Genomic DNA, 19531 nt, shown 5'->3' on the forward strand with positions numbered 1-19531 from the left:
GCCAACCTTTTTTCATTGTGCTTGAAGTGTTTACTCACCCCAAAGGGCTTCAAACCAGCTTTCTAGAATCACCACCGCTGACTGGCAGTCAACATTACCTTTCGATAGGGCTTTGTAGCCGCCCATGCTGAACAACTCCGCACGAGCTTCTGCAGTAGATAAACGCTCATCATGCAGTTCAACTGGCAATCCGTATCGGCCTTGCAGACGCTTAGCAAATTTTCGTGCACGAGGGGTTATGGTCTCAAGGTCTTTACCATGCAGATCGGTCGGTAAACCGACCACTAGCAAATCTGGTTGCCACTCTTTGATTTGCTTTTCGATATCGTCCCAGTTTGGAATACCGTCATTGGCTTTAAAGGCTTTTAATGGGGAAGCTGTACCAGTAATTTCTTGGCCAATAGCGCTACCAATGCTTTTGGTTCCAAAGTCAAAAGCCATAATTGTGCGTGACATAAGGTGTCTCTATCTAATGTAACTGTATATTTGGACTAAGCATGTCCAGAGTCTGCTGAAAGGTGACTTGGGTCGATACCCAGCTTTTCGACCGCTTTCTTCCAACGCTCGTTGATTGGTGTATTAAAGATAATTTCAGGCGTCGCTTCAATGGTGAGCCAAGAGTTTTCGACCAGCTCACTTTCTAATTGGCCTGCACTCCAACCGGAGTAGCCCAGTGCCACTAGGTAATCACTTGGTTCTGCTTCTGTTCCTAACACCGAAAGAATATCACGCGAAGTGGTTACCGCGAGGTCATCGGTCATTTGGACGCTGGACTCGTAGTAATCTTTGGGTTTATGCAAAATAAAACCACGATCTTCCGAGATTGGGCCGCCATTGTAGACTGGTCTATCTAGACTGGCTTCAAATAGGCGCGGGTGTACTGGCTGAACTTCCACCTGCTTGAGCATGTTGCCGACGGTGATATCAACAGGAGCATTGATCATCAGCCCCATAGCGCCGTCTTCGTTGTGCTCACAAACGTAGATCACGCTGTTTTGAAAGTACGGATCTTTCATCCCAGGCATGGCAACCAAAAAGTGATTTGTGAGATTCATACTCATATTGACCCTTAACTCTCGTAAATGCCCTTAAGCAAACATCATACAATTTACCATCTAGGTATGTGCATGAGTTTGCTTAAGTTAATGTACTACGCTCTCTATTAACTGTAATACAGTTTGAGTTATTCGCCTTTTACTCGACGCTCAATCGCATCCATCAGCTTGCCTGTGATTGAGATATCAAAAGCTGCTTCAATTTCGCGAATACAGGTTGGGCTGGTGACGTTGATTTCTGTTAGCTTGTCGCCAATTACGTCAAGGCCAACAAAGATAAGGCCTTTTTCTTTCAGTGTCGGAGCAACGGTTTGCGCAATTTTGAGGTCGGTTTCGCTTAGCGGACGAGCTTCACCAGTACCACCAGCGGCTAGGTTGCCGCGCGTTTCGCCTTTAGCAGGAATGCGTGCTAGACAGTAAGGCATAGGTTCGCCATCTACCACTAGGATACGTTTGTCACCGTTGCTGATATCTGGCACGAAGGTTTGCGCCATTGCGTAGTTTTGACCGTGGTTAGTCAATGTCTCGATGATCACAGAGACGTTTGGATCGTTTTCCTTCACACGGAAGATGGACGCGCCACCCATACCATCAAGTGGTTTCAGGATGACATCACCATGTTTTTCACGAAATTCTTTAATTTTTTCTGCTTTTCGCGTCACGATCGTTGTAGGTGTCAGCTCTGGGAACCATGCTGTAAACAGCTTTTCGTTACAATCACGTAAGCTTTGAGGCTTGTTAACGATCAGTGCACCTTGTTCTTCTGCACGCTCAAGAATGTAAGTCGCGTAGATGTATTCAGTATCAAACGGAGGATCTTTACGCATTAGCACCGCGTCTAGCTCAGACAGTTCGATAGTTTGCTCTGATTTGAACTCGTACCAACCGTTTGGATCTTCTTTTAGTTCCACCACTTTAGTATCTGCAATGGCAACGCCTTGATCGAGATGCAGATCATTCATTTCCATGTAGTGGATTTCATAGCCGCGTCGTTGCGCTTCAAGCATCATGGCAAAGCTAGAGTCTTTTTTGATGTTAATGGACGAGATTGGGTCCATTACGATACCGAGTTTGATCATTATTTTTCTCCGTTTAACCAAGATCGCCGAAACGAACTTGTAAGGCTGTAATTGCTGTCAGAGCCGCTGTTTCGGTACGCAGAACGCGAGGGCCGAGTAGCGTTTCTTCAAATTGGTATTCTCGAGTCATCTCGATTTCTTCAGACGATAAACCGCCTTCAGGACCGATCAGTAGGCGCACTTTTTCAACCGGGGTTGGCAAAGTGTTGATTGAGTATTTAGCACGAGGGTGAAGGTTAAGCTTTAAACCATCGTACTCTTCTTTACACCACTCTTCCAAGCTCATAATTGGACGAATTTCGGGCACGACATTACGCCCACATTGCTCACAGGCACTGATGGCGATTTTCTGCCATTGCGCGAGTTTTTTCTCAAAACGCTTTTGGTCAAGCTTGACGCCACAACGTTCAGAAATCAGAGGAGTGATGGTATTGACGCCAAGTTCAACAGACTTTTGGATGGTGAACTCCATCTTATCGCCACGTGAAATGACTTGACCAAGGTGCAGATCTAAAGGGGATTCAATACTGCTTTCTACACGCTCGGTGATGTTAACCAAAACTGATTTCTTGCTGACTTCACTGATAACCGCTGGGAACTCTGCGCCACTGCCGTCAAAAAGTAGAACGTCTTGGCCTTCTTTCATGCGCAAAACACGACCGATATGGCCTGCTGCGTCGTCACTTAAAGCAAGTGAGCCAAGTTGATGAATGGTTTCTGGATGATAAATTCGAGGGGTACGCATGAGATTTCCAGCAAGAGAATAAACTTAAACCCTAACATGGATGCTTTGCACCGAAAAAACAAGGGGCAAGAAGCGTTTCAATATCAGTAATTGAAACGCTTCGAGGTCGGAGGTTACAGTGCGCGGCAGGCTTCTTGAACAAATGGGTTGTGATTGCCCTGTACTTTTGCAATGCGCTCGTCACGCTCACATTCCCATTTATCGGCAGGATAGGTTTTGTTCCAAGCACTCATTAATTGCGTTTGCTGCTTCGACAGTTTGAAACCGTACTCTTTGCTCATGTATAGATAGGTACGAGCAATTGAACCACGCGCACGGTCTGGTGGCATGACTTTACGCTGCTTAAAGTTCACTTGCATCTCACAGCGACCATAACTCACGCCATCCATACCGTTCCATTGGCTGAAGTTGTAGTTCGAACGGTCACCGTTTACTTCACCAATAGCAGGAGTTAGGTTGTGCAAGTCTGCTTCCATCAAACGAAAAGTTTTGTCTTTTTTCTTACAGTTTTTACGTCCGCCATCTTGCCAGCATTGACGCTGGTGGCCAAATTGCCACGCAGGAACAATGTGCTCCCATTCGATTCGTGCAGCCCGTTTTTCTTGTTTACGGACTTGGTAACCGCAAGAGGCTAAATCGGGTAAGCCTTTCTTGCCTTGCCATTGAATGTTACAGCCACAGTAGAAGCTTGTTGGGTGGTCTTGATAAATTTTGACCGCCTCACGTTTGGCTGCAGAGAATGAGCTCGGTGGCGCGGCAATCGCAGTGCTAGAAAGCGCGATAAGCAACAGAGAGAATAAGTATTTCATGATAAAAGTCTTTATAAAGTATGGCTTTATTCATGATAACACGCATAAAATAGCTTTAGTGATGAGTAAGTTAACAATAAGTGGGGAAGGGAAGGTTTTGATCAACTCGATCTTTGTTTTGGGAACGCAAGTAACACTATGAGGTAAGGGCTACGATAATTGAATGCCGGTGAAGTTAAGTGGTTGGCGGCATTTTTGACAAGAGTACGTCGCCTCTTTGCGCAGCACTTTATTATGACGGCGAATCGATAGAGGGTAGGTCATACAACCACAACGATACTCAAAGGTTTTACCTTGAACGGATTTTACTTCAAAGCTGTGAGTGGTTTTGGCTGGTACGTTAAATACGGCTTCCATGACGCCTTTCCATTCTTTACCGTGAGGCCTAACTCGCCCGTAAACCTGATAAGTAATCAGGTGTGCTACTTCATGAGGAATGACTTCATCTAAGAATGCTTGGGTGTTTTCGCGAAATAAAACAGGGTTTAGGCGTACTTGATTTAATTGAAGGTAGGCTTTTCCTGCCGCTTTCCCACGGACGTCGAAGGTGATTGTTGGAATCGGGAAAGAACGTTTGAAAGCTTGTTCCGCCATCGCGATACATCCCGCCATCACTTGCTTGGCTTTATAGCTGAGTTCTATATCCACAATTCACCTCGATAAATCAAATAAAAAAGCCCCCGCATTGCGAGGGCCAGATCATAGCATCAGTTAATTATGGTGTGTGTTTTTTCTTGATGGTGGCATGGTAAGCGTGCCATGTACCGTAGCCTAGAATTGGCATGGTAAACAACATTCCGATCCCGTAGGTCGCAAAGCCGATAAGAATACCGCCACAGATGATCGCTGCCCAAACAATCATTGCTGGAATGTTGGATTTCACGGCATTAAAGCTGGTAAACACAGCGGTCATCATGTCTACGCGACGCTCCATCATGAGCGGAATAGAAAAGGCTGAAATGCTAAACACCACACAAGCCAAAACAAAGCCAACTAAAGAGCCGATGACAAGGAAGGGTAGGAACTCACTTAAAGGTGCCCCTTGAACAGAAGGGTAGAGTGCATGAAGTAGAGCGGCAATGCGCATCCAAAATATCATACACACTGCGAGTAACACGGCGAACGCCCATTGAGATGTTGAGTTACGACCGATCGCTTTCATTGAATGGAACAAGCTTGCTTTGTGTCCGCGCTCTCTCTCCCAACTGGCATCATACAAGCCCAGCGCGAGAAACGGACCGATTAACATGTAAACAATCAAACTGGGCATGACGACCAAGTGTGTGCCTTGCCACTGTACGAGCAAAACAATGCCTATTGCAGCTGCCATAAAACAGATGCCATAGAAAGCACTAATAAGCGGCATTCGCACGAAATCATGCAGACCTAATGCGAGCCAATGAAAAGGTGCAGAAAGATTAACCGTATTGCACGGTATGGTTCTGGCGTATTCGTTGTCTGGCACTTCCTTTCGCTTGTTGTGGAAGTCCGATGGATTAACAGTTCGAGGCATAACTCCTCCTTGATTTATTCCCACATTATCCGCTTATACCAACTGACAGCGGTTTTTGTTCAGTCAAACTTGAAGCGACTTTTTCAAGTTTACATCTGAGCATTGGCTTAGTTTGGTATCGGCCATAAAGATGCCGACTCATGTCTTTACTTAAGTGTTGCTTCCACAGTCGCCAGCATCCGACGTCTCTATTTAAATTGGAGTTAACAATATTTTAACTATTGGCGGAGATGGGATAATTTACAAATAATTGCTTAAAATTTATTCGGTATAAAAATGAGGGAGAAATAGGACTGCTTTGTGGGGCAGGGCGGTATGAGCCGAAATGGCTGGATAAAAGTTGCTGAAAATAAAAAGCCCCCGCCATAGGCGAGGGCTTGATTGATTCTTGCTTGGCTTGATTATTTGATGCCAGCGAAATCGCGTAGAAGTGCAGCTTTGTCTGTCGCTTCCCACGGGAATTCTTCACGACCGAAGTGACCGTAAGCCGCTGTCTTCTTGTAGATAGGTTGAAGAAGGTTAAGCATTTCTTGTAGACCGTATGGACGTAGGTCGAAGAATTGACGAACCGCTTCAATGATGATGTCGTGAGATACTTTCTCAGTACCGAACGTTTCCACCATGATAGACGTTGGATCAGCAACACCGATTGCGTAAGAAAGTTGGATCTCACAACGGTCAGCCATGCCTGCCGCTACGATGTTTTTCGCTACGTAGCGTGCTGCGTATGCTGCACTACGGTCAACTTTTGATGGATCTTTACCAGAAAACGCACCGCCACCGTGACGAGCTGCGCCGCCGTAGGTATCTACGATGATCTTACGACCAGTTAGGCCACAGTCACCCATAGGACCACCGATTACGAAGCGACCGGTTGGGTTAATGAAGAAGTTTGTTTCTTTGTTGATCCACTCAGAAGGTAGCACTGGCTTAATGATCTCTTCCATTACCGCTTCACGCAGGTCTGAAGTTGAGATTGAGTCACAGTGTTGAGTTGAAAGAACAACCGCGTCGATACCAACGATGTTACCTTGATCGTATTGGAATGTTACCTGAGATTTTGCATCAGGACGCAACCAAGGTAGTGTGCCGTTTTTACGAACTTCTGCTTGCTTTTGAACAAGACGGTGAGAGTAAGTAATTGGCGCTGGCATTAGTACTTCAGTTTCGTTACAAGCGTAACCAAACATGATGCCTTGGTCGCCTGCACCTTGTTCTTTAGGGTCAGCTTTATCAACACCTTGGTTGATATCTGGCGACTGTTTACCGATTGTGTTTAGTACCGCACAAGAATCTGCGTCAAAGCCCATATCTGAATGTACGTAGCCGATTTCACGAACGGTTTCACGAGTTAACTCTTCGATGTCTACCCATGCTGAAGTCGTGATTTCACCACCCACCATTACCATACCGGTTTTAACGTAAGTCTCACATGCAACACGAGCCTTTGGATCTTGCTCTAGAATCGCGTCAAGAACCGCATCAGAAATCTGGTCTGCAATTTTATCTGGATGACCTTCTGATACTGACTCAGAAGTAAACAGGTGCTTAGCCATGTTAGCTCCACTATATCTGGTTTAAAACTGGGGAATGATAAACTCTCCAGCGCAAATTAATACTAATTTTTGTAGGTGTATCTACATCTAGACGTCTATTCTAAATTTGATTGCTCGAATTACAAGCTCTTTTTTGGTTTTTGTTATAACCAAACGTTTGCCTGATTTATTGATAATTTTAAGAACCTCGAACGATTTGGCGCGAAAGGTGCAATATTTGTGAGGTTTTGGACTGGAAAACGTTTGCACACCCAACAGGGCTTTGAGAGAATTATGACCTACTTTTCGTTTCGCTTAATGTACTCAGGAGCAGACATGTCGTCTCGTAAACATCTTGCCAATGCAATTCGTGCTCTAAGCATGGATGGTGTTCAACAAGCTAACTCAGGCCACCCAGGCGCACCAATGGGTATGGCTGATATCGCTGAAGTTCTTTGGCGCTCTCACCTAAACCATAACCCTTCAAACCCAGAGTGGGCCGACCGCGATCGCTTTGTGCTGTCAAACGGTCATGGGTCAATGCTTATTTACTCTCTACTGCACTTAAGCGGTTACGAGCTATCTATTGACGATCTGAAAAACTTCCGTCAATTGCACTCAAAAACCCCAGGTCACCCAGAGTACGGCTACGCGCCTGGTATCGAGACAACAACTGGTCCTCTAGGTCAAGGCATCACTAACGCTGTTGGTATGGCGATCGCAGAGAAAGCACTAGCGGCACAGTTCAACAAAGAAGGTCACGATATCGTTGACCACTTTACGTATGTGTTCATGGGTGACGGCTGTCTAATGGAAGGCATCTCGCATGAAGCATGCTCTCTTGCTGGGACGTTAGGTCTAGGCAAACTGATCGCGTTCTGGGATGACAACGGCATTTCTATCGACGGTCACGTTGAAGGCTGGTTCTCTGACGATACACCTAAGCGTTTTGAAGCGTACGGCTGGCATGTAATCCCAGCAGTCGATGGTCACGACTCAGACGCGATCAACGCAGCAATTGAAGCAGCAAAAGCGGACCCACGTCCTACGCTTATCTGTACCAAAACAATTATCGGTTTCGGTTCTCCTAACAAGTCTGGTTCGCACGACTGTCACGGTGCACCACTAGGTCACGATGAAATCCAAGCGGCTCGCGAATACCTAGGTTGGGAGTACGGCCCATTTGAGATCCCGGCAGATGTTTACGCTGAGTGGGATGCAAAAGAAGCGGGCGCCGCGAAAGAAGCAGCTTGGAATGAAAAATTCGAAGCATACGCTGCAGCTTACCCTGCAGAAGCGGCAGAGCTTAAACGACGTCTAAACGGCGAACTTCCTGCACAGTGGGAAGAAAAAGCGAACCAAATCATTGCCGATCTTCAAGCAAACCCAGCGAACATTGCATCACGTAAAGCATCGCAAAATGCACTAGAAGCGTTTGGTCAAATGCTTCCTGAGTTTATGGGTGGTTCTGCTGACCTAGCGCCTTCTAACCTGACCATGTGGTCTGGTTCTAAGTCTCTAGAAATGGAGGACTTCTCTGGCAACTACATCCACTACGGTGTGCGTGAATTCGGTATGACCGCTATCATCAACGGTATCGCATTGCACGGTGGTTTCGTTCCTTACGGCGCAACATTCCTAATGTTCATGGAATATGCTCGTAACGCAATGCGTATGGCTGCGCTGATGAAAATTCAGAACATCCAAGTTTACACGCATGATTCGATCGGTCTTGGCGAAGATGGCCCAACTCACCAACCTGTTGAGCAAATGGCGTCTCTACGTGTAACTCCAAACATGAGCACATGGCGCCCATGTGACCAAGTTGAGTCTGCAGTTGCATGGAAACTAGCGATTGAACGTAAAGATGCACCAACTGCACTTATCTTCTCTCGTCAAAACCTAGCGCAACAAGAGCGTACTGCTGAACAAGTCGCAGACATCGCGAAAGGTGCTTACATCCTGAAAGATAGCGAAGGTAAGCCTGAGCTAATCCTTATCGCAACAGGTTCTGAGGTTGAGCTTGCAGTGAAAGCCGCTGAGCAACTAACTTCAGAAGGCAAGAAAGTACGCGTTGTTTCAATGCCATCAACAGATGCATTCGACAAACAAGACGCCGCTTACCGTGAATCTGTACTGCCATCAGACGTAACGGCACGTATCGCTATTGAAGCGGGCATTGCTGATTTCTGGTACAAGTACGTTGGCTTTGACGGTCGCATCATCGGTATGACAACATTCGGTGAATCCGCACCTGCTGGTCAGCTATTCGAAATGTTTGGCTTCACGACTGAAAACGTAGTGAACACAGCAAAAGAATTGCTAGCGTAATTGCAGGACCGTCTAAACAGTCGAACGTAAACGACAACTGTTAGATGCTAAAGTTAGAAAGGCCATCATTATGATGGCCTTTTTATTTTTGTCAGGTTTTCCAACCTTGTGGAATGCTTTGATGAATGCAGTCTAAAAGTACGGATAAGCGCAGTGGTGGTCGTCCTGCTGGTGTATAGCAGTTAATGGAAATAGGCTCAGAAAGCCAACCTTCTAAGCAAGGTGTGATTCGCCCTGGGTGATGTTTCTCATAGCCGCATGCTGTCCAAGTCGGCAGCAGTCCAATACCATGACCATTCGCGATACTGTCTATTTGCATTGCTATGTTGTCGCTGTATAGGCGACTAACAAAGGGTTCTAAAAAGAACTCACCGTGTTGAGGGTGTGCTAGCATCAATCCATTTTCTTGCACTGAACCAAAATCGATCCATGGATGTGCTTCAAGTTCTTTGGGGTGCGGTATAGGCCCATGTTGTTTTAGATAATTTGGAGAGGCAAAAGGGGTATAGCGAAATACCCCCAGCACTTCTTTTCGCCAGTCTAGCTCTTTACGTTCACCGAGCCAGATGAACAAATCTGGGTCATGATGCGCCTCAGAAAAGTCACTGGTAAGTTGAACTCTAACATCGGGATTATCAGCAAGAAAACGATTGAGTACGCCGCCGAGCCAGCTTCTAACTAAGGCAGTGTGACAAACAATATGCAGTGGCCCTGAAACTTGGTTCGTTAAACCTTGAAGTGCATCATAACTCTCTTCACTTAACTCAAGAATCTGGCGGCTGTAGTGGGCAAAGATTTCTCCAGCTCTTGTCAGAACTAATCGATTACCTTGTCTGGCGGTTAGAGCCTGACCGAAGTCTTCTTCTAATTGTGCCAAGCGACGACTTAGCGTTGATTTTGGCTGATTAAGGGCTTTAGCAGCGGCTGTCAAACTTTTATGCTGATTGAGCGCATCAAAGGCTCTAATTGATGCTAAGTCGTGCATATTTATTTTACTCCTTACTGCGTTATGTACGAGTTCCATAAATGGAAAGAACCGTTCCATAACTCTCACTATGCATCTCATTCTATTTGTGAATAATTCACTTTCGAAAATAATAATCATTATCAATTATGGAGATGTAGATGTCTACTCTTAGACTGCCAGTTATTACCGCAACTGGTATTTTAGCCTTCGTCAGTGTCCCTCATGTTTTTGCCAATGATGCAGTTTCTAAAATGGAAACAGTGGTTGTAACTGCATCAAGCTACGAGCAATCTCAAGCGGACGCGCCTGCAAGTATTAGTGTGATTTCACGTGAGGAGTTGGACTCTCGTTATTACCGCGATGTGACTGATGCACTAAAAAGTGTACCAGGTGTTGTCGTGACAGGTGGTGGTGATACCACCGACATTAGTATCCGTGGTATGGGTTCTAAATACACTTTGATACTGGTCGATGGTAAGCGTCAAAGCACGCGTGAAACTCGTCCAAATAGTGACGGTCCTGGTATCGAACAAGGTTGGTTACCTCCTCTTCAAGCGATTGAGCGAATCGAAGTTATTCGTGGCCCAATGTCGACGCTTTATGGTTCTGATGCGATTGGTGGTGTGATTAACGTCATCACACGAAAAGATGCGCTAGAGTGGACGGGTAATGTTCAACTGGGCACGGTACTACAAGAGAATAGCCGCTCAGGTGGAGAGCAGAGCGCGAATTTTTTCGTTAATGGTCCGTTGGCTGAAAATTTATCTCTCCAAGTATATGGTCAGTACACAACCAGAGAAGAAGATGACATCGAATACGGTTATGAAGATAAAGATATGCAGAGTATCTCTTCAAAACTGACTTACCAGATTAATGAGCGCCACTCGGTGCAATTAGAAGGTGGCACGTCGGCACAAAGTCGTCGTGGTAATGTGGGCCTTTCAGTGCCGACCACTGGGTGTCGTGGTGGGTGTGAAGACTCACTGAATGAATATCGTCGTAATTACGTAACGGTAAGCCACAACGGTGATTGGGATTCGATTGGTACTTCAGATACTTACTTACAGCGTGAAGAGAGCGAGAACAAATCTCGTGAGATGACGATCACCAACACCACGTTCAAATCGAGCTTGGTGACTGGTATTGGAAACCATACGTTGACGACGGGTGTGGACGCCACTCATGCAGAGCTTGAGGATTTCACCTCCAACAAAGCGTCGTCGAAGACTGAAACATCGAATACGCAGTGGGCTGTTTTCATTGAAGATGAATGGAGAATCGCTGATCCGTTTAGCGTTACGCTTGGCGGCCGTCTAGATCATGACGAAAACTATGGCGCGCATTTTAGTCCGCGTGTTTACGGTGTATGGCGAGTTGACCCGTCTTGGACGGTGAAAGGCGGTGTGGCAACAGGTTTCCGTTCTCCACAATTACGTGAAATTACTCCTGGCTGGGCGCAAGTCAGTGGTGGCGGTAATATCTACGGTAACCCAGATCTTGACCCTGAAACGTCGCTAAACAAAGAAATCAGCGTCTTGTATCAAGGTGATTCTGGCTTAGATGTCTCTTTGACAGCGTTCCATAACGAATTCAAAGATAAGATCACACGTGTTGTTTGTCCAGACACTATCTGTACTGATGGTCCAAACCAATGGGGCGCAGATCCAACGTACCGTATTAACGTGGATGAAGCCGTCACACAAGGTATTGAAGCGACCTTAGCATCGCCGTTAACGGAAACCATTTACCTTAGCTCGAGCTACACATTTACCGACTCAGAGCAAAAAACAGGTGAATACAAAGGCATGCCGCTGCAGCAGTTACCAAAGCATCTGTTTAATGTGGATGTGACTTGGCAAACGACAACAGATCTAGAGAGCTGGGCGAAAGTCACGTACCGAGGTAAAGAAATGGATCCGGTTACTGGCCCATCAAGAAACAGTATTGTAGAACCAGCTTATACCTTTGTGGACGCCGGTGTGACATACCAGTTAACCGACAATACTCGTATTAAAGGCGCTATCTATAACTTGCTGGACGAGGAAATCAGTTACGAAGAATACGGATATATTGAAGATGGTCGTCGCTACTGGTTAGGTTTAGACGTCGCATTTTAATTATCTATCGTTGTAATAAGGTCGAGCATAGTCTCGACCTTTTTTAATCCTGCTTTACTTTGATTCAACAGGTGCGTTTGTCAGCCTGATCAGGTAGTATCTGTGACACGAAATTTTTGGTAGGGCGAAGGATAAATGCTAAAGGTTGCGATCAATGGATTTGGACGTATAGGTCGTAATGTTCTGCGAGCGGTGTATGAAAGCGGAAAACACCAGCAGATCAAGGTTGTGGCGGTTAACGAACTAGCACAGCCAGAGGCGATGGCACACCTACTGCAATATGACACCAGTCATGGTCGCTTTGGTAAAAAAATTTCCCATGACCAAGAACATTTGCATGTTCATCATGACAGCGGTGAATATGATTCCATTCGCATTCTCCACCTCTCCGAAATCGAATTACTTCCTTGGCGTGATTTAGAAGTTGATATCGTCTTGGATTGCACTGGTGTATTTGGTTCGCAAGCGGATGGGCAAGCGCATATAGAAGCTGGCGCGAAGAAAGTACTGTTTTCGCACCCGGGCGCAAACGACCTAGATAATACGATTATCTATGGCGTGAACCACGAAACTCTGAAAGACGAGCACCGTGTTGTCTCCAATGGTTCTTGCACCACCAACTGTATCGTTCCCATCATAAAAGTATTAGACGAAGCCTTCGGCATAGAGTCTGGCACCATTACGACAATTCATTCGTCCATGAACGATCAACAAGTAATCGATGCGTATCATAACGACTTACGCCGTACCCGCGCTGCAAGCCAATCTATTATTCCGGTGGACACTAAGTTGCATAAGGGGATTGAAAGAATCTTCCCGAAATTTTCCAACAAATTCGAAGCAATTTCTGTTCGTGTTCCAACGGTTAACGTCACTGCAATGGATTTAAGTGTCACAATTAGTACAAATGTGAAAGTTAATGACGTAAATCAAACCATTGTTAACGCATCTCAGTGTACATTACGTAACATTGTTGACTATACTGAATCGCCACTCGTTTCCATCGACTTTAACCACGACCCCCATAGTGCGATTGTGGATGGAAGCCAGACTAGAGTGAGTAACGGGCAACTCGTAAAAATGCTCGTTTGGTGCGACAACGAATGGGGCTTTGCTAACCGGATGCTGGATACTGCCTTAGCAATGCAAGCTTCTTCGCAAGTGGAACAGTAATGACGAAGAAGTGATGGAGAATTTTTATTTCTAGCCTTGAAATAAATCCATAATATCTCCATATCTATAACCAGTTTGAAGAATTAACAGGCTTGGCAGGGTTGCCGAGTTTTCAAAAACTTTAATTATTAAATATTTGAGAGGACACATCATGTCTGTAATCAAGATGACTGACCTGGATCTTGCAGGTAAACGTGTATTTATCCGTGCTGACCTAAACGTGCCAGTAAAAGACGGTAAAGTAACTTCGGATGCACGTATCATCGCATCTCTTCCAACTATTAAGCACTGCCTAGAAGCAGGCGCTAAAGTAATGGTTACGTCTCACCTAGGTCGCCCAACTGAAGGTGAATACGCTGAAGAGTTCTCTCTACAACCAGTTGTTAACTACCTAAACGACGCACTAGATTGCGAAGTGAAGCTAGCAAAAGACTACCTAGATGGCCTAGAGCTAAATGCGGGTGAACTTGTTGTTCTTGAAAACGTTCGCTTCAACAAAGGCGAAAAGAAAAACGACGAAGAGCTATCTAAGAAATACGCAGCACTATGTGACGTATTCGTAATGGACGCATTCGGTACGGCTCACCGTGCTCAAGCATCTACTCACGGCGTTGGCATGCACGCAGACGTAGCATGTGCTGGTCCTCTACTAGCGAACGAACTGGAAGCGCTAGGCAAAGCAATGGACAAGCCAGCTCGTCCAATGGTTGCTATCGTAGGTGGTTCAAAAGTTTCTACTAAGCTAACTGTTCTTGAGTCTCTATCTAAAATCGCTGACCAACTCGTTGTTGGTGGTGGTATTGCTAACACATTCATCGCAGCTGCTGGCCACAACGTTGGTAAGTCTCTATACGAAGCAGACCTAGTTGAAACAGCTAAGAAGCTAATGGACGAGTGTGCAATTCCAGTAGCAACAGACGTTGCATGTGCGAAAGCATTCGACGAGAACGCAGAAGCTGAAATTAAGCACGTTTCTGAAGTACAAGACGACGACATGATCTTCGACCTTGGTCCAGATTCAACTGCTGAACTAGCTGAAATCCTTAAAAACGCTAAGACTATCCTATGGAATGGTCCAGTAGGCGTATTCGAATTCAAGAACTTCGAAGCAGGTACTAAAGGTATCTCTGAAGCTATCGCAGCTTCTGAAGGCTTCTCTGTTGCAGGCGGTGGTGACACGCTAGCAGCTATCGACAAGTTCGGTATCAAAGCGGATGTATCTTACATCTCTACTGGCGGTGGCGCTTTCCTTGAGTTCGTAGAAGGTAAAGTTCTTCCAGCAGTAGAAATGCTAGAAGCACGCGCTAAGTAATTAAAGCAAAGCGGGGGAGTGATTCTCCCGCTTTCTTGTTTGCTGCAACGTGTGAGGAACTCTGCTAGAATAGCCTCAGTTGTGAGCAAACGTTTGCAAGATTTTCAACTTAACAAGTTTTGTTTAAAAACGACAGATAAATAGGATTACATCCATGTCTAAGATCTTCGACTTCGTAAAACCAGGTGTTATCTCTGGCGATGACGTTCAGAAAGTATTTGAAGTTGCAAAAGAAAACAGCTTTGCACTTCCAGCAGTAAACTGTGTGGGTACTGACTCTGTAAACGCAGTACTTGAAGCAGCTGCAAAAGTTAAAGCTCCAGTTATCGTTCAGTTCTCTAACGGTGGCGCTGCTTTCTTTGCTGGTAAAGGTCTAAAACTTGAAGGTCAAGAAGCTCAAATCCTAGGTGCTGTTGCTGGTGCGAAATACGTTCACGCTGTAGCTGAAGCTTACGGTGTTCCAGTAATCCTACACACTGACCACGCAGCTAAGAAACTACTTCCTTGGATCGACGGTCTACTAGACGCTGGTGAAGAGTACTTCGCGCAAACTGGTAAGCCACTATTCTCTTCTCACATGATCGACCTTTCTGAAGAGTCTCTAGAAGAGAACATCGAAATTTCTGCTAAGTACCTAGAGCGCATGGCTAAAATGAACATGACTCTAGAAATCGAACTAGGTTGTACTGGTGGTGAAGAAGACGGCGTTGACAACTCTGATATGGATGCGTCTGAGCTATACACTTCTCCAGAAGACGTTGCATACGCATACGAGAAACTAAGCGCAATCAGCCACCGTTTCACTATCGCAGCATCTTTCGGTAACGTACACGGCGTATACAAGCCAGGTAACGTTGTACTAACTCCAACTATCCTACGTGATTCTCAAGCGCACGTTTCTGAGAAATTCGGTCTTCCAGCGAACTCTCTAAACTTCGTATTCCACGGTGGTTCAGGTTCTTCTCTAGAAGAAATCCGTGAATCTATCGGCTACGGTGTAATCAAAATGAACATCGATACTGATACACAGTGGGCTACTTGGGATGGTATCCGTAAGTTCGAAGCTGAAAACCACGATTACCTACAAGGTCAGATCGGTAACCCAACTGGTGAAGATGCACCAAACAAGAAGTACTACGATCCACGCGTATGGCTACGTGCAGGCCAAGCTTCAATGGTTACTCGTCTAGAGCAAGCATTTGCTGACCTTAACGCAGTTGACGTACTATAATCGTTACTGATTAAGTTACTTAAAAACCCGCTCTTTGAGCGGGTTTTTTTATGTCTATCACTTTCTTCCCCGCTGCTTTCTCCCGATATTTTTATGCGTTAGATTGTATTTGCTAGTGAGATATCTCACCTTTAACGTTTTTTTAAAGAAAACATGGGAATATCAGTCTTAAGAGTGGCGAAATCAGAGTGCATTGCGTAACCTGTAACAAGTCAGTGTCAGAAAGCTCTGATAAAGTCTTGTTTTGCATATCTTTGCGAAACTCTGACTTTGAAAAAAGCCAGAGTTGGGATATTGTGCCAAAAATCTGACACTGTTCAGTGGAGCAATAGGGATGTTGTTTTAGAAAAGAGCCTTTAAAAAACAAGGTTCATAAATTAACGGCAATTGGATTTATATCTCTTTATTTTTGAGGATAAGAATTATGGCAGGTGAATCGGTGGGTATCGATACCACTTTAACGGATGGTCTAACTCAGGCTGAAACTTGGCTGACAAACAATTCAGATCTACTGGTTCAGTACGGTGTGAACATTATCTCTGCGCTGCTTATTCTGTTTATCGGTAATCTTATCGTTAAGGCAGTCGCTGGTAGTGTTTCTAAAGTACTAGAAAAGAAAAACATGGATAAGGCCGTCGTTGAATTTATTCACGGTCTTGTTCGTTACTTGCTATTTGTAATCGTGCTAATCGCGGCTCTTGGTCGATTAGGAGTTCAAACCGCTTCTGTTGTTGCTGTGATTGGTGCGGCAGGTCTTGCTGTTGGTCTTGCACTACAAGGTTCACTATCAAACTTTGCAGCAGGCGTACTTATTGTTGCGTTCCGTCCATTCAAATCAGGCGACTACGTAGAAATCGGTGGTGTAGCGGGTAGTGTTGAAGCAATTCAAATCTTCCAAACAGTTCTAAAAACACCAGACAACAAAATGGTTGTTGTGCCTAACTCTTCAGTTATCGGCGGTGCCATTACTAACTACTCTCGCCATGCGACACGACGTGTCGACCTAGTGATTGGTGTTTCATACAAAGCAGACCTTAAACTAACGAAGAAAGTGATTCGTGAGACGCTAGAGAAAGATCCACGTATCTTGAAAGACCCAGATATCACAATTGGTGTACTTACGTTAGCAGACTCTTCAGTTAACTTTGTGGTTCGTCCATGGGTGAAAACTGCAGATTACTGGGGCGTATACTTTGATGCAATGCAAGGTATTAAAGAAGCATTGGATGAAAATGGTATCGAGATTCCATTCCCACAAATGGATGTTCACCTGAACAAAGTCGACGCTTAATCAAAAGCAGTCGATATTCAAAAGCGAGGCCAATAGGCCTCGCTTTTTTATACTTCGTAAAGGGTGTGATGACCAGCAAGTAAGAGGCGTTTTAGATGTTTACCTGCAAATCCAAATGTGAACTCAGGTAAGCCAGGCGTATAGAGCAACTCTTGATGTTGATAGAGATTGGTATCAACAATGATAGTGATGTATTCCGGTAAGCCTATTGGGCAAACCGCGCCGGGTACGCAACCTAACACTTCGACCATTTCATCGTCATTACAAATAGAGGGACGTTTACCTGTAATCGCTTTAATCTGCTTGGCATCGAGGCGCGAGTCCTTATCTGTCAGATAAACCGCGTAACCTTGTCCTTTGAGTGTTAAAAAGAGGCTTTTGGTATGCGTACCCGTCCAACCAAGCTCTCTCGCAATGCGTATATCTGTCTCAAAGTCTAAGATGGCTTCGTGCTGCCATTCCCGAAAAGGAATAGAGAGCGCGTTGAATCGCTCTCTATTGTTGTTATAAATACGTTTTAGTGACTCCATGTCTTTGCTGCCTTACTACCTTATGATTACCAATACTTATCAATAAGCTCACTCGCTAAGATATACGCTATTGTGAACATCATCATTGCGATTGCAATGTCGATGGTTTTTTTCACTTTTGGTTTAGAGAGTGTTGGACCTAGTTTGGCGGCTCCTATCGATAAAGTGTAGAACCAAACAAAGGAAGCCATAATCGTACCTAGTGCAAAAGCAATGCGATCATGGCCTTCAAATTGTCCACCGATCGAACCTAGAATAACGACTGTATCTAAATATAAGTGCGGATTAAGCACAGTGACGGCTAACGCACCTAGAATAACCGTTCGACGACCTCGAGCTACGATCTCCCCTTTTGATTCCGATTCACTCTCTGGCTTAAAAGCACTTTTTAGTGAGAGCAGTCCATAGAAGCTCAAGAAAGCAATACCACCAAGTGTCACCGACGTCAGTAAGAGTTCATTTTGAGACAGAATTGCACCACCACCAAAAATACCTAGAGAGATGAAAATCATATCTAGCACGCTACAAATAGTGGCGGTTGTTAGGTGGTGGTTACGCTTTATGCCTTGATTCAAAACATACGCATTTTGCGCGCCGATCGGAATGATCATTGATGCTCCTAAACCAAAACCTTGCAATAGAACCCACAAGCTCACACTTCACCTCACTTCAAAATAACAAATACATTTACAGAAAAGGGAAAGATAAAGCGTTTATCTAAATAAGTATAATTAATGATTTTAATCTTACATTAGATAGACTAATTTAACGGGAGGCGTTTGATCAAGAGTGAGAGGAAAGGTATGCGAGGGTTAGATTACAAATGGATTGAGGCATTAGACGCTATAGTTTATCAGGGTAGCTTTGAGCGTGCTGCCGAGCATTTATTTGTTTCTCAATCCGCCATTTCTCAACGTATCAAGCAGTTAGAGAAGTTTCTCGCGCAGCCTGTTTTAATTCGAAGCCAGCCACCTAAGCCAACGCTAATTGGTAAAAAATTGTTGGGTCTTTATCGGCGAGTACGCTTGCTAGAGCATGAAATTCTCCCCGAACTAAAAAATGATACCAGTACGCGACCTGTGCAACTCTCTTTAGCGACTAATGCAGATAGCCTTGCAACATGGCTACTGCCAGCGCTGCAAAATGTTATGAAGCAGCGTCAAGTTGAACTAAAACTGACTATCTATGGTGAATACCGCTCTATTGAAAAACTCAAAAGTGGCGAAGTGACAGGAGCGATCAGCTTGGAGTCCCAGCCAATCCCCGGATGCAGAGCAGACTATTTAGGTCGCATCGATTATGTTTGTGTCGCGAGCCCAGAGTTCTATCAGCGTTATTTTTCTAAAGGCGTAAATAATCAGACATTGGCAAAAGCACCGGCCGTTTCATATGACCAATATGATGATCTACATAAAACATTTCTTACCGAGCATTTTAACGTCAATCCTGACAGCGTTATTCATCACAACATCAGTAGTTCTGAAGCGTTTCTAAAAGTGGCGTTAGCTGGTGTTGCTTATTGCTTGATCCCCCGCTTGCAAATTACCGACGAATTAGACAGAGGTGTGTTGGTTGATGTGACTCCAGGTTTTTTAATGTCCCATCGGATTTATTGGCACCACTGGCAGTTAGAAACTGGGGTATTACAAGAAATCTCACACGCGATAGTGGGGTATGCGCAGCAGCATCTACCTCAATAAGTTTGTCAGAGCTGCATATCGTTAACTTAAGTGTGTTTTGTTTAAAAATTACGCCAATGTTACATAGTCAAAGTTGTGTTAGAAGTCACTATGGGTGCTTGGATAATCGGCGGAAGTTTCTATTATGAAACCACACGCTTTCT

Annotated in this window: 18 protein-coding genes; 7 read left to right on the forward strand and 11 right to left on the reverse strand. The window is 44.9% G+C overall.

Translation table 11 applies throughout. The annotated features are described in order from the left end of the window. Positions 1 to 30: 30 nt before the first annotated feature. The 8 genes from ruvX to metK form a co-directional block, all read right to left on the reverse strand. Positions 31 to 456 (reverse strand): Holliday junction resolvase RuvX, encoded by a 426-nt coding sequence (ruvX, locus tag R7P67_RS17080; protein WP_005381017.1) that lies wholly within the window; start codon positions 454 to 456, stop codon positions 31 to 33. Positions 457 to 491: 35 nt separating this feature from the next. Continuing rightward, positions 492 to 1055, reverse strand: coding sequence for a YqgE/AlgH family protein (locus R7P67_RS17085; RefSeq protein WP_005381020.1), 564 nt, complete (start codon positions 1053 to 1055; stop codon positions 492 to 494). Between the two features lie 128 nt (positions 1056 to 1183). Beyond that, positions 1184 to 2134 carry a glutathione synthase gene (gene gshB, locus R7P67_RS17090; RefSeq protein WP_005381021.1) on the reverse strand — a complete coding sequence of 317 codons (951 nt, stop codon included), beginning with the start codon at positions 2132 to 2134 and terminating at the stop codon, positions 1184 to 1186. A 13-nt stretch (positions 2135 to 2147) separates the two neighbouring features. Then, entirely contained in the window at positions 2148 to 2879 is a 732-nt protein-coding gene (rsmE, locus tag R7P67_RS17095; protein ID WP_017821890.1) for a 16S rRNA (uracil(1498)-N(3))-methyltransferase, read from the reverse strand. 113 nt (positions 2880 to 2992) lie between these two features. Then, entirely contained in the window at positions 2993 to 3688 is a 696-nt protein-coding gene (gene endA, locus R7P67_RS17100) for a deoxyribonuclease I (RefSeq protein ID WP_262654062.1), read from the reverse strand. A 150-nt stretch (positions 3689 to 3838) separates the two neighbouring features. After that, a complete protein-coding gene (locus tag R7P67_RS17105) occupies positions 3839 to 4336 on the reverse strand; it encodes a SprT family zinc-dependent metalloprotease (RefSeq protein WP_005381025.1) in 498 nt (165 codons plus the stop codon). Positions 4337 to 4403: 67 nt separating this feature from the next. After that, positions 4404 to 5201 carry a DUF2189 domain-containing protein gene (locus tag R7P67_RS17110; protein ID WP_005381026.1) on the reverse strand — a complete coding sequence of 266 codons (798 nt, stop codon included), beginning with the start codon at positions 5199 to 5201 and terminating at the stop codon, positions 4404 to 4406. A gap of 401 nt (positions 5202 to 5602) precedes the next feature. Next, a complete protein-coding gene (gene metK, locus R7P67_RS17115; RefSeq protein ID WP_005381027.1) occupies positions 5603 to 6757 on the reverse strand; it encodes a methionine adenosyltransferase in 1155 nt (384 codons plus the stop codon). Positions 6758 to 7072: 315 nt separating this feature from the next. Between metK and tkt the strand changes: the two genes are divergently transcribed. Further along, positions 7073 to 9067: a transketolase gene (tkt, locus tag R7P67_RS17120; RefSeq protein WP_054577167.1), complete on the forward strand. Its 1995-nt coding sequence runs from the start codon at positions 7073 to 7075 to the stop codon at positions 9065 to 9067. A 91-nt stretch (positions 9068 to 9158) separates the two neighbouring features. Here the strand turns inward: tkt and R7P67_RS17125 are convergent, their stop codons facing one another. Then, a complete protein-coding gene (locus tag R7P67_RS17125) occupies positions 9159 to 10052 on the reverse strand; it encodes a LysR family transcriptional regulator (RefSeq protein WP_017633561.1) in 894 nt (297 codons plus the stop codon). Between the two features lie 140 nt (positions 10053 to 10192). Between R7P67_RS17125 and R7P67_RS17130 the strand changes: the two genes are divergently transcribed. The 5 genes from R7P67_RS17130 (at position 10193) to mscS (ending at position 17158) form a co-directional block, all read left to right on the forward strand. Then, positions 10193 to 12151: a ligand-gated channel protein gene (locus R7P67_RS17130; protein WP_262654060.1), complete on the forward strand. Its 1959-nt coding sequence runs from the start codon at positions 10193 to 10195 to the stop codon at positions 12149 to 12151. Between the two features lie 135 nt (positions 12152 to 12286). Next, positions 12287 to 13324 (forward strand): erythrose-4-phosphate dehydrogenase, encoded by a 1038-nt coding sequence (epd, locus tag R7P67_RS17135; protein WP_005384545.1) that lies wholly within the window; start codon positions 12287 to 12289, stop codon positions 13322 to 13324. A 151-nt stretch (positions 13325 to 13475) separates the two neighbouring features. Beyond that, positions 13476 to 14636, forward strand: a complete 1161-nt coding sequence (locus R7P67_RS17140; RefSeq protein ID WP_005384547.1) for a phosphoglycerate kinase — start codon at positions 13476 to 13478, stop codon at positions 14634 to 14636. A gap of 154 nt (positions 14637 to 14790) precedes the next feature. Continuing rightward, entirely contained in the window at positions 14791 to 15867 is a 1077-nt protein-coding gene (gene fbaA, locus R7P67_RS17145; protein WP_005380996.1) for a class II fructose-bisphosphate aldolase, read from the forward strand. A gap of 424 nt (positions 15868 to 16291) precedes the next feature. Continuing rightward, a complete protein-coding gene (mscS, locus tag R7P67_RS17150) occupies positions 16292 to 17158 on the forward strand; it encodes a small-conductance mechanosensitive channel MscS (RefSeq protein WP_005380995.1) in 867 nt (288 codons plus the stop codon). Positions 17159 to 17205: 47 nt separating this feature from the next. On the opposite strand, the gene R7P67_RS17155 is transcribed toward mscS, so the two are convergent. Together R7P67_RS17155 and R7P67_RS17160 are read right to left on the reverse strand one after the other, a co-directional pair. After that, the gene (locus R7P67_RS17155; RefSeq protein WP_017633558.1) at positions 17206 to 17688 is read right to left on the reverse strand and encodes a YbaK/EbsC family protein; all 483 of its coding nucleotides are present in this window, start codon (positions 17686 to 17688) and stop codon (positions 17206 to 17208) included. A gap of 26 nt (positions 17689 to 17714) precedes the next feature. Continuing rightward, positions 17715 to 18344, reverse strand: a complete 630-nt coding sequence (locus R7P67_RS17160; protein ID WP_213877707.1) for a LysE/ArgO family amino acid transporter — start codon at positions 18342 to 18344, stop codon at positions 17715 to 17717. Between the two features lie 147 nt (positions 18345 to 18491). Here R7P67_RS17160 and R7P67_RS17165 point away from each other — a divergent pair, with 147 nt between their 5' ends. Next, positions 18492 to 19388, forward strand: coding sequence for a LysR family transcriptional regulator ArgP (locus tag R7P67_RS17165; RefSeq protein ID WP_025768836.1), 897 nt, complete (start codon positions 18492 to 18494; stop codon positions 19386 to 19388). Positions 19389 to 19531: the final 143 nt, after the last annotated feature.

It is taken from the genome of Vibrio sp. Vb0937 (genome assembly GCF_033338855.1).

Coding starts and splice junctions, on each gene's coding strand:
- ruvX (WP_005381017.1), bottom strand. CDS start 456: ATGTCACGCACAATTATGGCTTTTGACTTTGGAACCAAAAGCATTGGT.
- R7P67_RS17085 (WP_005381020.1), bottom strand. CDS start 1,055: ATGAATCTCACAAATCACTTTTTGGTTGCCATGCCTGGGATGAAAGAT.
- gshB (WP_005381021.1), bottom strand. CDS start 2,134: ATGATCAAACTCGGTATCGTAATGGACCCAATCTCGTCCATTAACATC.
- rsmE (WP_017821890.1), bottom strand. CDS start 2,879: ATGCGTACCCCTCGAATTTATCATCCAGAAACCATTCATCAACTTGGC.
- endA (WP_262654062.1), bottom strand. CDS start 3,688: ATGAAATACTTATTCTCTCTGTTGCTTATCGCGCTTTCTAGCACTGCG.
- R7P67_RS17110 (WP_005381026.1), bottom strand. CDS start 5,201: ATGCCTCGAACTGTTAATCCATCGGACTTCCACAACAAGCGAAAGGAA.
- metK (WP_005381027.1), bottom strand. CDS start 6,757: ATGGCTAAGCACCTGTTTACTTCTGAGTCAGTATCAGAAGGTCATCCA.
- tkt (WP_054577167.1), top strand. CDS start 7,073: ATGTCGTCTCGTAAACATCTTGCCAATGCAATTCGTGCTCTAAGCATG.
- R7P67_RS17125 (WP_017633561.1), bottom strand. CDS start 10,052: ATGCACGACTTAGCATCAATTAGAGCCTTTGATGCGCTCAATCAGCAT.
- R7P67_RS17130 (WP_262654060.1), top strand. CDS start 10,193: ATGTCTACTCTTAGACTGCCAGTTATTACCGCAACTGGTATTTTAGCC.
- epd (WP_005384545.1), top strand. CDS start 12,287: ATGCTAAAGGTTGCGATCAATGGATTTGGACGTATAGGTCGTAATGTT.
- R7P67_RS17140 (WP_005384547.1), top strand. CDS start 13,476: ATGTCTGTAATCAAGATGACTGACCTGGATCTTGCAGGTAAACGTGTA.
- fbaA (WP_005380996.1), top strand. CDS start 14,791: ATGTCTAAGATCTTCGACTTCGTAAAACCAGGTGTTATCTCTGGCGAT.
- mscS (WP_005380995.1), top strand. CDS start 16,292: ATGGCAGGTGAATCGGTGGGTATCGATACCACTTTAACGGATGGTCTA.
- R7P67_RS17155 (WP_017633558.1), bottom strand. CDS start 17,688: ATGGAGTCACTAAAACGTATTTATAACAACAATAGAGAGCGATTCAAC.
- R7P67_RS17165 (WP_025768836.1), top strand. CDS start 18,492: ATGCGAGGGTTAGATTACAAATGGATTGAGGCATTAGACGCTATAGTT.